This is a genomic window from Halomonas garicola, assembly GCF_031935715.1.
GTDB classification, from domain to species: Bacteria; Pseudomonadota; Gammaproteobacteria; order Pseudomonadales; family Halomonadaceae; genus Vreelandella; species Vreelandella garicola.
The window spans coordinates 1-15,502 of sequence record NZ_JASSZF010000046.1; the positions used below are offsets into that span (position 1 = coordinate 1).

16 protein-coding genes and 2 pseudogenes are annotated in these 15,502 nt (G+C 65.1%); 9 read left to right on the forward strand and 9 right to left on the reverse strand.

Annotated elements, in window-relative coordinates; translation table 11 throughout:
• The first annotated feature begins 129 nt into the window (after positions 1-129).
• The 6 genes and pseudogenes from RS027_RS12655 to fabB all read left to right on the forward strand — a co-directional run bounded on the left by RS027_RS12655 (position 130) and on the right by fabB (position 5,041).
• The gene (locus RS027_RS12655; protein WP_311957483.1) at positions 130-612 is read left to right on the forward strand and encodes a hypothetical protein; all 483 of its coding nucleotides are present in this window, start codon (positions 130-132) and stop codon (positions 610-612) included.
• Between the two features lie 41 nt (positions 613-653).
• On the forward strand, positions 654-2,066 hold the full coding sequence (phrB, locus tag RS027_RS12660) for a deoxyribodipyrimidine photo-lyase (protein ID WP_311957485.1): 1,413 nt from the start codon (positions 654-656) through the stop codon (positions 2,064-2,066).
• Between the two features lie 147 nt (positions 2,067-2,213).
• A pseudogene (locus RS027_RS12665) lies at positions 2,214-2,663 on the forward strand (nuclear transport factor 2 family protein); the annotation flags it as partial.
• Positions 2,664-2,770: 107 nt separating this feature from the next.
• Positions 2,771-3,118: pseudogene (locus tag RS027_RS12670) on the forward strand (class I SAM-dependent methyltransferase); the annotation flags it as partial.
• Positions 3,119-3,295: 177 nt separating this feature from the next.
• Complete coding sequence (gene fabA / locus RS027_RS12675) at positions 3,296-3,811, forward strand: 3-hydroxyacyl-[acyl-carrier-protein] dehydratase FabA (protein WP_311957486.1); 516 nt, start codon at positions 3,296-3,298, stop codon at positions 3,809-3,811.
• Positions 3,812-3,823: 12 nt separating this feature from the next.
• Positions 3,824-5,041 carry a beta-ketoacyl-ACP synthase I gene (gene fabB, locus RS027_RS12680; RefSeq protein WP_311957488.1) on the forward strand — a complete coding sequence of 406 codons (1,218 nt, stop codon included), beginning with the start codon at positions 3,824-3,826 and terminating at the stop codon, positions 5,039-5,041.
• A 99-nt stretch (positions 5,042-5,140) separates the two neighbouring features.
• Here fabB and RS027_RS12685 read toward each other — a convergent pair whose 3' ends face one another.
• Both RS027_RS12685 and RS027_RS12690 read right to left on the reverse strand, forming a co-directional pair.
• Positions 5,141-5,875: a lysophospholipid acyltransferase family protein gene (locus RS027_RS12685; protein WP_311957490.1), complete on the reverse strand. Its 735-nt coding sequence runs from the start codon at positions 5,873-5,875 to the stop codon at positions 5,141-5,143.
• Positions 5,872-6,762, reverse strand: a complete 891-nt coding sequence (locus RS027_RS12690) for a sugar nucleotide-binding protein (protein ID WP_311957493.1) — start codon at positions 6,760-6,762, stop codon at positions 5,872-5,874. Before RS027_RS12690 ends, RS027_RS12685 begins: the two co-directional genes overlap by 4 nt.
• 223 nt (positions 6,763-6,985) lie before the next feature.
• On the opposite strand from RS027_RS12690, the gene RS027_RS12695 reads away from it, so the two are divergent.
• Positions 6,986-7,390 (forward strand): DUF488 domain-containing protein, encoded by a 405-nt coding sequence (locus tag RS027_RS12695; RefSeq protein WP_311957495.1) that lies wholly within the window; start codon positions 6,986-6,988, stop codon positions 7,388-7,390.
• A gap of 156 nt (positions 7,391-7,546) precedes the next feature.
• On the opposite strand, the gene RS027_RS12700 is transcribed toward RS027_RS12695, so the two are convergent.
• From RS027_RS12700 to RS027_RS12720, 5 genes are all read right to left on the reverse strand, one after another.
• Positions 7,547-7,675, reverse strand: a complete 129-nt coding sequence (locus tag RS027_RS12700; RefSeq protein WP_311957496.1) for a putative transporter small subunit — start codon at positions 7,673-7,675, stop codon at positions 7,547-7,549.
• A gap of 34 nt (positions 7,676-7,709) precedes the next feature.
• Positions 7,710-9,422 carry a sodium:solute symporter family protein gene (locus RS027_RS12705; RefSeq protein WP_311957500.1) on the reverse strand — a complete coding sequence of 571 codons (1,713 nt, stop codon included), beginning with the start codon at positions 9,420-9,422 and terminating at the stop codon, positions 7,710-7,712.
• Between the two features lie 523 nt (positions 9,423-9,945).
• Positions 9,946-10,995, reverse strand: a complete 1,050-nt coding sequence (locus RS027_RS12710) for a DUF2955 domain-containing protein (RefSeq protein ID WP_311957503.1) — start codon at positions 10,993-10,995, stop codon at positions 9,946-9,948.
• On the reverse strand, positions 10,985-12,046 hold the full coding sequence (locus tag RS027_RS12715) for an HlyD family secretion protein (RefSeq protein ID WP_311957507.1): 1,062 nt from the start codon (positions 12,044-12,046) through the stop codon (positions 10,985-10,987). Before RS027_RS12715 ends, RS027_RS12710 begins: the two co-directional genes overlap by 11 nt.
• Positions 12,047-12,251: 205 nt before the next feature.
• Positions 12,252-12,593 (reverse strand): zinc ribbon domain-containing protein YjdM, encoded by a 342-nt coding sequence (locus RS027_RS12720; protein ID WP_311957518.1) that lies wholly within the window; start codon positions 12,591-12,593, stop codon positions 12,252-12,254.
• Positions 12,594-12,800: 207 nt separating this feature from the next.
• Here RS027_RS12720 and RS027_RS12725 point away from each other — a divergent pair, with 207 nt between their 5' ends.
• On the forward strand, positions 12,801-13,700 hold the full coding sequence (locus tag RS027_RS12725; RefSeq protein ID WP_311957522.1) for an aldo/keto reductase: 900 nt from the start codon (positions 12,801-12,803) through the stop codon (positions 13,698-13,700).
• Positions 13,701-13,928: 228 nt separating this feature from the next.
• On the forward strand, positions 13,929-14,432 hold the full coding sequence (locus tag RS027_RS12730) for a porin family protein (protein ID WP_311957530.1): 504 nt from the start codon (positions 13,929-13,931) through the stop codon (positions 14,430-14,432).
• A 61-nt stretch (positions 14,433-14,493) separates the two neighbouring features.
• On the opposite strand, the gene RS027_RS12735 is transcribed toward RS027_RS12730, so the two are convergent.
• Together RS027_RS12735 and RS027_RS12740 are read right to left on the reverse strand one after the other, a co-directional pair.
• Positions 14,494-15,069 carry an undecaprenyl-diphosphatase gene (locus RS027_RS12735; RefSeq protein ID WP_311957531.1) on the reverse strand — a complete coding sequence of 192 codons (576 nt, stop codon included), beginning with the start codon at positions 15,067-15,069 and terminating at the stop codon, positions 14,494-14,496.
• A gap of 40 nt (positions 15,070-15,109) precedes the next feature.
• Positions 15,110-15,346 (reverse strand): YMGG-like glycine zipper-containing protein, encoded by a 237-nt coding sequence (locus RS027_RS12740; protein WP_311957533.1) that lies wholly within the window; start codon positions 15,344-15,346, stop codon positions 15,110-15,112.
• Positions 15,347-15,502: the final 156 nt, after the last annotated feature.

A 15,502-nucleotide genomic window follows, 5' to 3' on the forward strand; every position in this document is an offset into this window, starting at 1 on the left:
TGGGACAGCCAGCGCCGGCAGCTGATTACCCTGGTCGACGCGCTGAACACCCAGCGGCTGGAAATCCTCTACCACCAGAGCCTGGCGCTCTACCCGCTGGGCACGGCCGTCAGCGAGCTCTGGTAGCCGGTGATCAACGCGCTTGAGGCGCGCTGGCAGGAAACGCCGGACGTCGCCGCGCGCCGCGCGTTCGAGGCCCTGCTGCGAAGCCAAGTGGGCATCCGCCTGCACTACGCCAACCAGGCCACCCGGGGGCCGCTGGTGCTGCTCACGCCGCGCCCGGGCGAGCCCGGTCCGCTGTGGGTGCTGCTGGCCGCGCTGCTGGCAAGCGAGCAGGGTTATCGCGTGCAGCTGTTTGACCAGGGGCTGCCGCTGGACGCTCTGCCCCGGGCGGTATCGCGGCTGCATGCCTCCATGGTGCTGTTTGCCGGCGGGCGCATCCCCGCCGCTGCCCTGACGCTGCCGGACGGCGCCGCGCCGAGCGTGCCGGTAGGCCTGTGCGGGCCGGAACCCGGCGAGCCCCACGACGAGCGCGTCCACCAGCTGGGAGACGACCTGCCCCGGGCCGTGGCCAAGCTGCGCCCGCTGCTGCGCGAGTCCGGGGTGTTATAAGCCCGTCAGCTTCCCGATCACACAACGCCCCGGAGTTCGGCATGGCCCTGCAGCTGGTTTGGTTTCGCAGCGATTTACGCCTCCACGACAACCGCGCCCTGACCGCCGCGGCGGCCCGAGGGCCGGTGCTCGCCGTGTTTCTGCACAGCCCGGCCCAGTGGCAGGCCCACGGCCACGGCGCCAACAAGATCGATTTCTGGCGGCGCGGCGTGGCGGCGCTGGGCGATGCCCTCAAGGGCCTGAACATTCCGCTGCTGCAGCGCAGCGTTGAAAACTTTGACGACGCCCCGGAAACGCTTGCCGCCGTTGCCCGGGAGTACGGCGCCGAGACCCTGCACTTCAACCGCGAATATCCGCTCAACGAGCAGCGCCGGGACGCGGCCGTCCAGGCCGCGTTCAGCGCCGAGGGCCTTGGCTCCCACGGCTACCACGACGCCGTGGCCTTTGCCCCGGGAGAGCTTCTTACCGGCAAGGGCGACTACTACGGCGTATTTACGCCTTTCGCCAACGCCTGGCACCGCCACCTTACCGCCGAACGCCTGGCGCTTGCCGACGCGCCGCCCGCCCAGGCGCCGCTGGATATCGCCAACGACCCATTGCCAACTCTCGATACCGCGCTGGCCGACGCGGCCATTGTTGGCCACCAGTGGCCCGCCGGGGAGGACGCCGCCGCCGATCGTCTGGCCCGCTTTCTACGCTATCGCGGCCGGCACTACCGTGAGCAGCGGGATTTTCCCGGCGTGCGCGGCACCAGCGAGCTCTCGCCCTACCTGGCGCTGGGGATGATCTCTTATCGCCAGTGTATGAACGCGGTGATGACGGAAAACGACGGCCAGCTCGCTGAGGGCGATGCGGGCCTGGCCGCCTGGGTCAACGAGCTGATTTGGCGCGAGTTCTACCAGCACGTGGCGGCGGGCTTTCCCCGGGTGTGCCGCTACCAGCCCTTCAAGGAAAGCACCCTGGCGCTTGAGTGGCGCGACGACGACGCCGGCTTTGCCGCCTGGTGCGAAGGGCGCACCGGCTACCCGCTGGTAGACGCCGCCATGCGCCAGCTCGTCGCTACCGGCTGGATGCACAATCGTCTGCGCATGGTCACGGCGATGTTTCTGGCCAAGCACCTGCTCATCGACTGGCGGCGCGGCGAGGCCTTCTTTTTGCACCACCTTGTCGACGGCGAGCTCTGCTCAAACAACGGCGGCTGGCAGTGGGCGGCCTCCACCGGCACCGACGCCGTGCCCTACTTCCGCCTCTTCAACCCCACCACCCAGTCCACCCGCTTTGACCCCGACGGCGAGTTCATCGCCCACTGGCTCCCCGAGCTTGCCCCGCTCCCGCCCCGAGCGCGCCACAACCCACCGGCCGCCGAACGCGGCAGGCTCGGCTATCCCAAGCCTATCGTTGACCACAGGGCCGCCCGCCAGCGGGCGCTGGACGCGTTCAAGGCGCTCGGCTGACCGGGGAGGCCTGCGGCATCGCCCGGCGCCAGTGTCATTGCGAAGCAATCTCGGGGTTTGTTGCTACCGGCACCGTAAGGAGATCGCCACGTCGCTTCGCTCCTCGCGATGACGCATCGTCTGCTCACTAATCCCACGGAGTCCGCCATGCCCCAGAGCGCGGCGTTGGAGGCGTTCTGCGCCTTCTTCAATAATCTCGACAAGGATTGTACAAAAAGTCTGTACGATGTATATACTCAGGACGTGGTGTTCATTGATCCGCTGCACCGCATTGAGGGCGCCCGGGCGCTTGAGGCCTATTTCGCCGGCATGTACGAAAACGTTCGCGACTGCCGCTTTGACTATCACGACACCCGGCAGGACGGCGACACGGCCTTTGTGATCTGGACGCTGCACTTTGTCCACCCGCGGCTCAACGGCGGGCAGAGGATCAGCGTCGAGGGCTGTACCCGGCTGCGCTTTGCCGCCGACGGCGAAGACGGCGCCGAGCGCTGCCACTTCGACGCCACGCTCATGCTTGACGGCATACCGGCCACCCGGGGCGCGCTTATCGCCACGCTTGCCCGCCAGCCGGGCATGAGCCTGAAGACATTCGCCGGCATCCATCTCCAGGCGTTCCGGCTGTGGCGCAAGGGCGTGCCGATTCACGACCACCCAGGCAGCGGCCCTGACGGCCACAGCGACTCAGACCAACATCGGGAGACGCCGCCAAGCGCGAGATGGATGTCATCAAGCGCTATATTTTTCCCGGCGGGTTTCTGCCCTCCCACCAGGCCATGGTGTCGAGCCTGGCGCGGAAAACCTCGCTCAACGTGCTGGGGCTCGACGAGATCGGCCCCCACTACGCGCGCACCCTGCGCGAGTGGCGCCACCGCTTCGAGGCAAACCTCGAGCAGGTACGCCGGCTCGGCTACGACGAGCGCTTTATCCGCATGTGGCGCTACTATCTATGTTACTGCGAGGGCGGTTTTCTCGAACGGACCATCGGCACCTGCCAGCTGCTGCTGGCAAGGCCCGGCGCGCGGACGGCGCCGCTTGTCGGCGCGCCGTGACGCGGCAGCGGCCTTGACCGCCACTCCCATCGTGCGCGTCTTTGAACAGCAACGTGCGTGCATTCAGCGGTTTCGGGAAGTAGACTAGTCGGGCCTTGCGGGTCGCGACCCGGTACCTCGCCTCGGCACGGGTAGCCGCACGCGGCCTTTGATCATTTCGACACTCGGAACAATTCAGTGACCAAGCAACACTCTTTTGATCGCGACGAACTGCTGGCCTGCTCGCGCGGCGAGCTATTCGGCCCGGGCAACGCCCAGCTGCCGGCGCCCAATATGCTCATGCTCGACCGCATTACGAACATCAGCGAAATCGGCGGCGAACACGACAAGGGCGAGCTGATTGCCGAGCTGGATATCAGCCCCGACCTGTGGTTTTTTGACTGCCACTTCCCCGGTGACCCGGTGATGCCCGGCTGCCTGGGGCTGGACGCCATGTGGCAGCTGGTGGGCTTTTATCTTGGCTGGCTTGGCCACCCCGGCCGCGGACGGGCGCTCGGCTGCGGCGAGGTCAAGTTCTCCGGCCAGATTTTACCCGAGGCGCAAAAGGTCACCTATCGCATCAACATCAAGCGCGTGATTACACGACGCCTGATTCTGGGCATGGCCGACGGCACCGTGGCCGTCGACGGACGCGATATTTACCAGGCTAATGATTTACGCGTTGGCCTATTCACCTCCACCGCGAACTTTTAACAGGAGGCTCCCATGCGACGAGTGGTAGTCACCGGCCTGGGCATCGTTTCGTGCTTGGGCAACGATCAGCAACAGGTGTTGGACGCGCTGAAAAGCGGACGCAGCGGCATCAACTTCAAGCAGGACTACGCCGATCTGGGCTTTCGCAGCCACGTCGCCGGCAGCATCGACATCGACCTGGAAGCGCTCATTGACCGCAAGCTGCGCCGCTTCATGGGCGACGCGGCGGCCTACGCCTACGTCTCCATGGCCCAGGCCATCGAGGACTCGGGCCTGGCCCCCGACCAGGTATCCAGCGAGCGCACCGGGCTGATCGCCGGTTCCGGCGGTGCGTCGAGCTCCAACCAGGTGGAAGCCGCCGACGTGCTGCGCGAACGCGGCCTGCGTCGCGTGGGGCCCTACCGCGTGACCCGCACCATGGGCAGCACGGTATCGGCCTGCCTGGCCACGCCCTTTGCCATCAAAGGGGTCAACTACTCGATTTCGTCGGCCTGCGCGACCTCGGCACACTGCATCGGCAACGCCATGGAGCAGATACAGCTGGGCAAGCAGGACGTGGTCTTCGCCGGCGGCGGCGAGGAAGAGCACTGGACGCTGTCCTGCCTGTTCGACGCCATGGGCGCGCTTTCCACCCACTACAACGACACCCCGGAAAAAGCCTCGCGCGCCTACGACAAGGCCCGGGACGGCTTTGTCATCGCCGGCGGCGGCGGCATGCTGGTGCTCGAAGAGCTTGAGCATGCCCGCGCCCGCGGGGCGAAGATCTACGGCGAGCTGGTGGGCTACGGCGCCACCTCCGACGGCGTCGACATGGTCGCCCCGTCCGGTGAGGGCGCCACGCGCTGCATGCGCCAGGCGCTGGCCACGGTCAACGGCGATATCGACTACATCAACACCCACGGCACCTCGACCCCGGTGGGCGACGTGTCCGAGCTAAAGGCCGTGCGCGAGGTGTTTGGCGACACCACGCCGGCGATGAGCTCGACCAAGTCGCTGACCGGCCATTCCCTGGGCGCCACCGGCGTGCAGGAGGCGATCTATTCGCTATTGATGATGCAGCACGAGTTCGTTGCCGCCTCGGCCAACGTCGACAACCTCGACGACCAGGCCGACGGCTTTGACATCGTCACCGAGCGCCGGGACGGCGTGAAGCTTGAGCGCGTCCTCACCAACAGCTTCGGCTTTGGCGGCACCAACGCCTGTTTGGTGTTCGAGCGCATGCAGGACTGACGCCGCAAGCCGGCGTGAAGCCGGCATGCTAGGTACGCTCATAAAAACGGCGCCTTCGGGCGCCGTTTTTGTGTCGCTATTGGCCCGGCGACGGCCGCGCTAGGGCCGCGGCGGGCGAGCGACGTCGGAAATTTCATCAAGCTGGCCCTCGATCCAGGCTTCCACCTCGGCCATCACCGCATCCGGCGTTTTGCCCGCCGTCTCGATGGGCGCGCCGATGCGCACCCGCAGTACCCCCGGCTGCTTGACCCAATGGCGCCCGGGCCAGCGCTCGCCGGCGTTGTGCGCCACCGGCAGCACCGGCACGCCGGCACGGCAGGCGATCACGCTGCCGCTTTTGTTGTAGCGGCGGCGCACGCCGGGGTCGACCCGGGTGCCCTCGGGAAAGATCAGCACCGAAAGCCCGCTTTGCAGCCGCGCCACGCCCTGGGTCAGCACCTGCTTCAGCGCCCGGGAGGGGCGCGAGCGGTCGAGGCTGATCGGGCGCAGCAGCCGCAGTCCCCAGCCGAAGATGGGGATGTTCAGCAGCTCGCGCTTGAGCACCGTGCACACCGGCGGCATCATCACCTGAAGAAACACGGTTTCCCATTCGCACTGGTGGTTGGCCTGGATCACGCAGGCGCCCTTGGGCAGGTGCTCGCGGCCGCGGATGTCGTAGCGCACGCCGCAGGCCAGGCGAAACCAGCGGATCAGGAAGTGATTGTAGAGGTTGAGCAGCCGGTAGCGCCCGGCCAGCGGCAGAAACGGCGCGACCGGCAGCAGCAGCACGCCGCACACCAGCATCGCGGAAAAGTAGCCGACATAGAAAATGCCGCTGCGCAGCACGTTGATCACGAGGCGCCTCCCTCGCGGCCGGCGGTCGGCGCGTCCCGGGTCAGGCACCAGGCATCCAGCATGCGCTCAACCTCCAGCCGCCAGGGCTTCTGATGCACGCCAAACACCTTCAGCACCCGACGGCAGTTTAGCACGCGATAGAGCTTGGCATCGTGGTGGTGGTTCAGCGCCTGAACCTCGCCCAGCGCCAGCGTTTCGCCCCGCCCGTCCAGGTGCGTCGCCAGCTGGGTGCGCACCACCGAGGTAAAGCCAAACGCGCTGACCGGCTCGATGCCGGCCAGGTGGTAGGCGCCCCAGGCGCTGACGCCGCAGCCCAGCTGCTGCAGCATCCCGATCAGCGCAAGCGCCACGGCGTCCGCCGAGGTGGGGCAGAAAATCACGTCTTCGGCGGCGCGCACGTTGTCGCCGGCCACCAGGCTATCGATCACCTGACCCAGCCAGGCATGGCTGCCTTCCAGGGCGAAGAGCGGCCCCAGCCGTACAATCAGGTGACGATGGTATTCCGCGCGGATACGATCGCCGGTCTGCACCAGCCGCCGCAGGCTGGCATCCCGGGGCTCGGGCACCAGATGCTCGTCGATGGGCTCGCTATAGCCGTCTTCGTAAAGCTGATCGGAAACGCACCAGACCAGCGCCACGTCCCGGGAGAGGCAGGCATCCAGGCAGGCCTCCACGGCGTTGGCATGGGCCGTCACCTCGGCCGGCGCCAGGTTCAGCGGGCTTGACAGCGGCGGCACGATCACCGCATCCGGCGCAACCTCGTCAAGCCGCTCGGGCGTGACTTGAGTGGCCGCTTCGATCACCAGCCGAGTGTCGGAGCGCCGCCTCGCTTCGCGCGCCAGCGCCAGGCTCAGGCAGTGTCCGGCATCCAAAATCAAAAGCTTCACAAAACGCCTCTCCGTTATCCGTTCGGGCCACCGGCCGGCGCCTGCGCTGCCCCGCAAAACAGGCGCCCAAGGCGTGCTACTTTACCGGATCCCTATCGGTGGCAAAAGCGCTATACACCGACTGCCGCGGTGTCTATGCTGTTTGGCACTGCCCTCGTTAAAGGCCTGACGACGCTCTGCCGGGCGCTGCTCTGTCAAGGCCGCTGACTCAACGGAGATGGCCATGCCGACAACCGCATTTTCCCTTGACTCATCCGCCGCGCCCAAAACGATCCGCTGCAAGCGCGCCTACGACTCACCCGCCGCCGACGACGGCTATCGCGTCCTCGTGGACGGCATGTGGCCGCGCGGCGTCAGCAAGCAGGCGCTCAAGCTCGACGACTGGCAAAAGGCGCTGGCGCCGTCCAAGAAGTTGCGCCAGTGGTTCGGCCACGACCCTTCGCTGTGGGCGGGATTCTACCAGAAGTTCTTTCACGAGCTGGAGCACAGCGACGAGGCCCGCGAGGCGCTGTCCGCCCTGCTCGACGCCTGTCACGGAAAAACCCTGACGCTGGTCTATGCGGCAAAGGACGAGTCGCACAACAACGCCGTGGCGCTGAAACAGTTCATCGAGCACCACACCGCCTGACACCACGAGCCGCCGGCACCTGCATCTCACTATCGATGCATGAGCGCCCGCCTGGCTTAAAAACTTGCCGGCAACGCAAAAGCCCGGCCCGCCGCTGTTTGAGCGTACGGGCCGGGCTTTTTTCGTGCGCCGCGTTTTACGGCAAAGGCCGCCGCGCTAGACCATGTCGCGACGTTCCTTTTGCGCCTGGCGGCGATCGCGGAGAACCGCGCGGCAGATCAGGACCAGCACGCCAAGGGTCAGCGCCGGCCAGATCAGTACGTAAAAGCCCATTAATGCGGTCATCAATACGTCTCCTTTTTCAGTGGTACGCCGCGGTTCAGGACTGAGCGACGGGCTGGCCGGCGGTTTCCGGCGACTTGTCCGGCTTGCCGGTATCCAGGCTTTCCGTCTCCGCGGTGTCGTCGTAGTCGCCCACGCGCTTGCGGATGAGATCGAAGTCAAAGGGCGCTTCCTTGCTGGCAAGGCTCATCACCACGCACACCAGGGTGCTGGTGCCGTAGGCTGTGAGCGAGGCCAGCAGCACGGTGTATTCGCGCAGGAAACCGGTGGCGAACACCAGCATTCCCACCAGCGCCAGCAGGCCGGCCACGCCCCCTGCGATGCGACCGAGAAAGCCGAAGGCCATCAGGGCGATGATGATACCGCCGCCGATGCTTGCCAGCAGCTCGAACATCAGGCCCGAGGCACCCGCCAGGGGCAGCACTTCAAAGCGTGCCAGCGAGAACATGACCATGGCGACGATCACCGAGGTGGTAAACGCCCTGTTGGTCACGCGGCCCCAGAAGCAGCTGGCAATCACCGGGAAGACGATCGCCCCCCAGAGCGCGCCGACAAACACCAGCATGACCAGAATATCCAGCGAGAAGCTGGCAAAGACAATGCCCACCGCGGTGGCGGTAATCATGGTCAGCCGGCCTACCATCAGCATGCGGTCGGGGTCGGCATTGCCCTTGGCGATGTTCTTGCCGTAGACGTCGGCCATCATGATCGCAGAAAGCGCCGAGAGGTCGGAGTCCGCAGTAGACGAAAGCGAACCGATCACCAGAATGAAAAACAGGGCGATGAACACCGGCGGCAGGTAGCCCGAGACCATCTGCGGAATGAGGTTGTTCATGTTGCCGTTCATCGGCTCAATACCCAGCGTCAGCGCCATCAGGCCGATCATGCCAAGGCCGATGACAATCGCCCCGTAGCCCACGGTGGCGGTGAGGAAAGTCGGCTTGATGTGGTCTTCGTTGACCGCAAACAGGCGCTGGGAAATGGTCTGGTTACCGATGGCATAGGCCAGCACGGCCACGAAGAACGGCGCACCCTGTTCAAGGACCGCTTCGCTGGAGAAGAAGTTGGCCTGCTCGGGCGTGAGGTTGTCCAGCCCAGCGACCAGCTCGGTGGGGCCGCCCATGGCAAAAAACACCGCGGGGATGATCACCACGGCGATGGCCATCAGCGCCACCAGCTGGGAAAAGTCGGTAATGACCGAGGCGCGAAAGCCCGACCAGAGGGTATACAGCAGCACGCCGACGCCGGAAATGATTACCCCGGCCTGAAACGACAGCGGCGACAGCACCGAGACCAGCGCGCCGGCGGCGGTGAAATTGACCATCAGGCTGATGATGCTGCCCATGATGTTGGAAATCGCCAGAATCAGCTGGCTGGAGCTGCCGTGGCGGGCGTGGATCAGCTCGCCCAGGGTTGCCGCGCTGGGGGCGAGCTTGCGAAAGCGCTTGCCGAACGGATAAATGAACAAAATCATCAGCGCGCCCCAGAGCCCGTAGTGAATGGGGCCGGACACGCCGTACTGATAGCCCGACGTGGCCGCGGCGTAAAACGAGGCCGCCCATATCCAGGTGGCGGTCATGCTGGCCGCACCGATACCGAAGCCGATGCGGTGGTTGGATACCATGAAGGCGTCGGCATCTTCGTTTTTCTTGCGGATGCCTAACGTCAAAAGGTAGGTGCCGCCGTAAAACGCCAGCAGCAGCAGCAGCACGGTCCAGATGGAAAACTGATATAACGATTCGCTATTCAAGGGCAACTCCCCGTTGGTGGAACACACGTACCCGCAGGCACAACGTTGGTGCGGGTACAGCGGATGGTTACAGGTACAGCAAAGAAGCGATGTCGGCGTCCGGCGTGCGGGTGCTAAAGCCCCAACCTGCGCGCAGCGCAGGGGGCGTTACCGGCTTGCGGAGAAGCGCGGCGTTGGCAGCAAAAAACGCACGGCGTGCCAATGACGGCCGTTCAGACGCTACCCCGAAAAGAGCCGGGGCGGCGGGCGGCGCGGCATGCAGCGGCCGGCGTCGGAATAGTGGGATGGCATGGCTGCCCTCTCCTATTATCGATGACGTTAGCCGACATAAAATCGAAGCGGCCGGAGGCGATACTGCGCGTGGGCAGCGCCGTCACGGCGTTCGTGGAAAGGCCTCGGCGGTGGAAAAGCAGGTGCCGAGGATGTCGCTACCCTACAGCCCCCCGGGGGCAAAGTCCAACCGGCGGCGCATAGGGGGTTAGCGCCTCCTCGCTTGCGGGCACCACAGGGCATTGTGGGCAGGTTATGCCCGAGTGGGCGCCCAGGCGTTGAGCACACGGTCGAGCAGCGCCATCACCAGCACCGTTAGCGCCATGGCGACGCACATCGAGGTGAAGCGGTAAACCGCGCTATAGACCAGGTCCTGATGGGGCGACAGGTACTGGCCGAACAGAATGCCAAGCGTGGTCAGCCCGCCAAAGCCCACGCCGGAACCCGCACGCTCGAGAATGTGCGCCCGGGCAAACAGCATCAGCCCCGCCCAGTACACCAGCGCCACCAGTAAAAAGTGCTGGCTCTGGGTATACAGCAGCAGCTGGACAAACACCGCCAGATTGCAGCCCAGAAGCGTGCCCACTACTCGCTTGCGCGCAGAAAGCCGCGCGCCGGGGTAGCCCAGCGCAAACAGAATCAGCACCGTGGACATCTGCGCCGACAGCGAATCGCGCAGGTCAAAGACCTGAAATACCACAAAGGAGAGCGTGACGGTAATCGTCCCGATCAGGGTTTCGTGGCGAATGCGCGAGGGCGTTTTGGTATTTTTGGGCGGCGGCTGGCGCGGCGCCACGTCGGGGAAGACCACGTGCATCAGCCCGGCAATGGCCACGGCCAGCACGCTTGCCACCACGTTGCTGGTGAAGAGATCGGCGAGGTCCACCTCGGGATAGCTGGCAAAGTGCAAAAGGATGCTCAGCGTCAGCACGCCGTTGGCGCCGAAGAGGAAAAAGGGCCCCCGGGCCATGAGCCGGAAGCGCGTATAAAACAGCCCGAAGGCAAAGCCCAGCATCACCGGCGGCAGATGCTGGGTGAGCCCCACCACCAGGCTGACCTCCACGCAGTTGACCAGCGCATTACCCAGAAACTGGCGTACCACGTGGCCGTTGAGCACCGGCAGTATGCCCAGCAGAAACATCGGAAACACGGTGAAGAAGACCCCGTAGTTCCAGTCCATCAGCTGGCTGATGACAAAGCCCAGCGCCGCGCCGCAGGCCACGCGCAGGCACTGGCGCAGGTCATTTTCATCCAGCGCCGCGTGGCCCGTGGTGGGCCCGGCGGCAACAGCCTCAGTAGACATGGTGCGAAAGGCTCAACAGCCACACCTGAGCCCGAGCAAGGGCGTAAGCCACCGGGTGTTCAGAAGGCGCCAGCTGCACCGTGGCCCGAGCGCCGGTGGGCGGCAGCGCCTCGGGCGGATTCTCCAGGCGCAGGTGCGTGCGCAGGCGCTGGGCATCGCGCACCCAGCGGTCAGTGGTGGGGATATGCACAAGGTTACCGTCGGGCTGTATCTGGCCGTCGCGCACGCCGGCGTCAAGCGACGTGATCCGGGCTGCGTACGCCTTGCCCGGGCGAGCATCGAAGGCCACCCAGGCGCGGTCGCCGGCAGCCACGTGGCGCAGGCTTTTCTCGCGGAAGTCGGCGACGATATCCAGCCGATCGCCCACGCTTGCCATCACCGGCTTGCCGGCGCTGACGCTATCGCCCACGTCAAGCTGCAGGTTGCTGATATAGCCGTCCTGCTCGGCGCGCACCGCCGTGCGGCGCAGATCAAGCTGGGCTGTCGCCAGCGCGTTGCGCGCCTTGCGCCGCTGCAAGTTATCCTCGCCGCTTTGACCGCGCTGCACTTCCAGCGCGGTCACCCGCGCCCGGGCGGCCTGTGCCGCAGCCTTGCCCGCCCGGGCATCGGCGCTTGCGGTATCGAACCGCTGGCGCGACATGCTGCCGCGCTTGACCAGCGTGGCGGCCCGGGCGCGCTCCTGCTCGAGCTCATCGGCGAGCGTCTGCTGGCGGGTCAGGCTGGCCCTGGCCTCGGCCAGGTCTGCCTCCAGCCGGGCGTTATCGCGCCGCGCCTGGGAAAGCGCCAGCCGGGCCTTTTCCACCGCCAGCCGGTAAGGTGCCGGATCAACGCGGAACAGCACGGCACCGCGATGCACCCGGGCGTTGTTGCTTACGTTCATCTCGACCACCTGCCCGCTGACCCGGGGTGCCACGCGAACTACGTCGCGCAGGGCGCGGGCCTGGGGCGTTGCCGGCATCCAGCTATCGGCCAGCACGAAGTACACAAACAGCACGACAAACAGCGCGATCGCCGCGCGCACCCAGCGGGCAAAACGCTGCTCCGGGGTCATGGGATTCTCTCTGACGGGCGGAAAGGAAAAACGAAAAAAATCGGCGAATCAAAACGATTCGCCGATGTAGCGCAGGCCGCTACCCAGCAACATCTGCTGCCAGACGGTATCACTACGCCATCGGGCAACGGGCATTGAATAACATGGCAACATGGTTAGTCGGCTAAACATATCATGAATTAGCCGACTCACAAAGCGCGCGCCGTCAGACCTTTTTCACAAACTCGGACTTGAGCTTCATCGGGCCGATGCCGTCGATCTTGCAGTCGATGTCATGATCGCCTTCCACCAGGCGGATGTTCTTGGCCTTGGTGCCGACCTTGACCACCGTCGACGAGCCTTTGATCTTCAAGTCCTTGATCACGGTAATGCTGTCGCCGTCCTGGAGCATATTGCCGTAGGCATCGCTGGCCAGCGGCGCGTCGGGCTCGTCTTCCACCGCGCCGTCGATCACCCATTCGTGGGCGCACTCGGGGCAGATCAGCAGCTGCTGGTCTTCATAGGTGTACTCTGAGCCGCACAGGGGGCAAGGAGGTAGCTGACTCATGGGGGATCCTCACAGGGTCAATAAAACAGGGGCAAAATGAAACAAGGGCAAATGCCACGCACGCCAGTCTAGCAAAAACCGCTGCCGGGCGAGCGCGGGGGCCACCCTTGCACCGCCGGCAGGTAATATGGAAAGCTTTTCCATTATCCGGCATGCCTGCGGCAACGCGGGCACCGGCCTATACGCACGAGGGAAAGGAGAGCCGCTATGTCATCACTGCCGCGCGTCCACCTGGCCGCCACCGCCCACGAGCCCGCCGTGGCGCTGCCCGCCGTCGGCCAGGGCACCTGGTTCATGGGCGAAAACCTGAGCCCCCGCGAAGATGAGGTCCGCGCCCTGCAGCACGGCCTGGATCAGGGCCTGACGCTTGTCGACACCGCCGAGATGTACGGCAACGGCGGCGCCGAGGAGGTCGTTGGCGAGGCCCTTGCCGGCCGCCGCGACGACGCCTTTCTGGTGTCCAAGGCGTTTCCCTGGAACGCCGGGCGCGACAGCGCTATCGCCGCCTGCGAGGCCAGCCTCAAGCGGATGCACACCGACTACCTGGACCTCTACCTGCTGCACTGGCCCGGGGGCATCCCGCTGGACGAGACCCTGGAAGCCTTCGAGCGCCTGCGCGCCGACGGCAAGATCCGCCGCTTCGGCGTGTCCAACTTCGACGTTGACGAAATCGACGCCCTGTACAGCCTCGCCGGCGGCGACGCCTGCGCGATCAACCAGGTGCTTTACCACCTGGGCTCCCGGGGCATCGAGCACTCGCTGCTGCCTTGGATGCGCGAGCGCCGGATGCCCGCCATGGGCTACTGCCCGCTGGCTCAGGGCGGCGGCCTGCGGCGCAAGCTGCTGGATAACCCCGAGGTAGAGAGCATCGCCGCTGACCTGAACATCACCTCCGCCCAGCTGCTGCTGGCCTGGGCCATTCGCCCGCGGGACTTTGCCGGCAATACCGATCGGCGCGACGTCATCGCCATCCCCAAGGCGTCGCAGACCGACCACGTAGCGCAAAACGCCGCGGCGCTTGGCGTAGCGCTCGATGACGACATCTGCCGCCGGCTGGACGCGGCGTTTCCGCCGCCCAGGGGCAAAGAGCCGCTGGATATCGTTTAACCCGCGCGCACAGTTGCCCGCCTGCCTCCAGCCGCGCAGCCCTCCCCTATTTCCCGCCGGCACCCGTGTGCCGGCTTGTCACGACTTTGCACATTATCGGCTTGATCTCTACGCCGGCGGATAGGACAATTGAAGAACGTTAAAAAACGCTGTTCGCAAACGCGTTGCGCCTCTTCACCTTTTGTGCTTTGCCTGTTGCGAACGCCGTGTTCCTGAAAGGAGGACACCATGAAAAACCTGACACTTGCTACTCTGACCGCCGCCGTCCTTGCTGCCGGCATCGCCACCACCGCCCAGGCTCAGCAGCCGGTTCAGGCCACGCCCTACGTCGGCGCCGATGCCATGTTCTGGAAACTCAACCCGGACCACCACAGCAGCCGCAACGACGTTGGCCTGCGGGTTAACGGCGGCATGAAGTTCAACGAATTCTTCGCTCTGGAAGGCCAGCTGGGTACCGGCGGTTCCGACGGCTACGCCGATCTTGACTACCTGGCCGGCATTTATGCCAAGGGTATTCTGCCGGTAACGCCGCAGGCTCGCCTGTACGGCATGGTAGGCGGCACCCGGGTAAACGCTGACTACGGCGGCAGCGATTCCGACGTGTCCTACGGCGCCGGCGCCGAGATGGATATCGCCCCCAACCTGGCGCTGGGTGCCGACTATATGCGCTACCTGGACAAGTCCGACTACACCTTTGATGCCGCAAGCGTGGGGCTCAGCTACCGCTTTTAATGCCCCGGCATCGCCGGCACGCTCGTTGCAAAAACGCCCCGCAAAAGCGGGGCGTTTTACGTTAACGGTCCATGCCGGGAAGCCGAATGCTTGCCAGCCTATCCAGCACCTTGCCCGGGCGGCTTGCGCCGTCGTTGCAGAGCTGCACCGCCGTCGCTGCCGCCAGCCCAAACAGCGCGGCACCGGCGATATCCAGCGGAAAATGCACGCCGACGAAAACCCGGGCCAGACCCCCCATGGCGGAAAGCCCGAGTAGCACAGCGCCGATCGCGCGGGTGCGGGCCTCGATCGCCAGCACAAAGGCAATCGCAAACAAAAAGGTCGTATGATCCGACGGGAAGGAGGCATCCGGGGCATGGGATAAAAGGCCCAGCCCCAGATCACCCGCGAAAGGGCGCGGATGAAAGTAAAAAAGCGACACCGCGTAGCTGGCGCCAAGCCCCAGCAGTACGGCACCGCCCGCTTTCAGACTGGCCTTTTTACGCGCCGGCTCGGGGCTGAACCACAGAGTGGCCAGCACCAGCATGAAGACGTACGGCATCACCTCGGCCGCGGCGATGGCCAGCGTATCCAGCAAGTCATGCTGGCCGGCGTATCGGTTGATCAGCAAAAACGCTGATACGTTAAAACTTTCCATCGATTTGTTTAGCGCTCAGCGTTTTTCTGACGTTGATGCGTTAATCGTCATCGTCCACTTCGTGACCGATAACCCCGCCCACTGCGGCACCGCCCACGGTACCCGCCGTGCTGCCGCCGGTCAGTACCGAGCCGCCCACGGCGCCGGCGCCGGCACCCACGGCGGTATTCCTGTCCTGATCCGACATGTTGGAGCAGGCAGCAAGGCCCAGCATCAGCGCCAGCGTAGCGGTGACCATACCGGCTTTTTTCAGCGTATTAACCGATGTTACGTGCATAACACACCTCGTTATCGTGGATTCACATCTATCTTAGGGTCTGTTGACGTTTCATGGCAGGGGTATTGGCAGGATAGGGGCAAGCTCACAGAATAAAGGTTCCTAAGCCAACAAACTGCAAGCCTGCCATGCCCCGACAAATGCTCACGGATGAAC

What these genes read in the sequence shown, in the direction of transcription:
- phrB (WP_311957485.1), top strand. Translation starts at nt 654, where the DNA reads ATGGCCCTGCAGCTGGTTTGGTTTCGCAGCGATTTACGCCTCCACGAC.
- RS027_RS12700 (WP_311957496.1), bottom strand. Translation starts at nt 7,675, where the DNA reads ATGACCGCATTAATGGGCTTTTACGTACTGATCTGGCCGGCGCTGACC.
- RS027_RS12725 (WP_311957522.1), top strand. Translation starts at nt 12,801, where the DNA reads ATGTCATCACTGCCGCGCGTCCACCTGGCCGCCACCGCCCACGAGCCC.
- RS027_RS12710 (WP_311957503.1), bottom strand. Translation starts at nt 10,995, where the DNA reads ATGTCTACTGAGGCTGTTGCCGCCGGGCCCACCACGGGCCACGCGGCG.
- fabB (WP_311957488.1), top strand. Translation starts at nt 3,824, where the DNA reads ATGCGACGAGTGGTAGTCACCGGCCTGGGCATCGTTTCGTGCTTGGGC.
- RS027_RS12735 (WP_311957531.1), bottom strand. Translation starts at nt 15,069, where the DNA reads ATGGAAAGTTTTAACGTATCAGCGTTTTTGCTGATCAACCGATACGCC.
- RS027_RS12720 (WP_311957518.1), bottom strand. Translation starts at nt 12,593, where the DNA reads ATGAGTCAGCTACCTCCTTGCCCCCTGTGCGGCTCAGAGTACACCTAT.
- RS027_RS12740 (WP_311957533.1), bottom strand. Translation starts at nt 15,346, where the DNA reads ATGCACGTAACATCGGTTAATACGCTGAAAAAAGCCGGTATGGTCACC.
- RS027_RS12695 (WP_311957495.1), top strand. Translation starts at nt 6,986, where the DNA reads ATGCCGACAACCGCATTTTCCCTTGACTCATCCGCCGCGCCCAAAACG.
- RS027_RS12730 (WP_311957530.1), top strand. Translation starts at nt 13,929, where the DNA reads ATGAAAAACCTGACACTTGCTACTCTGACCGCCGCCGTCCTTGCTGCC.
- RS027_RS12715 (WP_311957507.1), bottom strand. Translation starts at nt 12,046, where the DNA reads ATGACCCCGGAGCAGCGTTTTGCCCGCTGGGTGCGCGCGGCGATCGCG.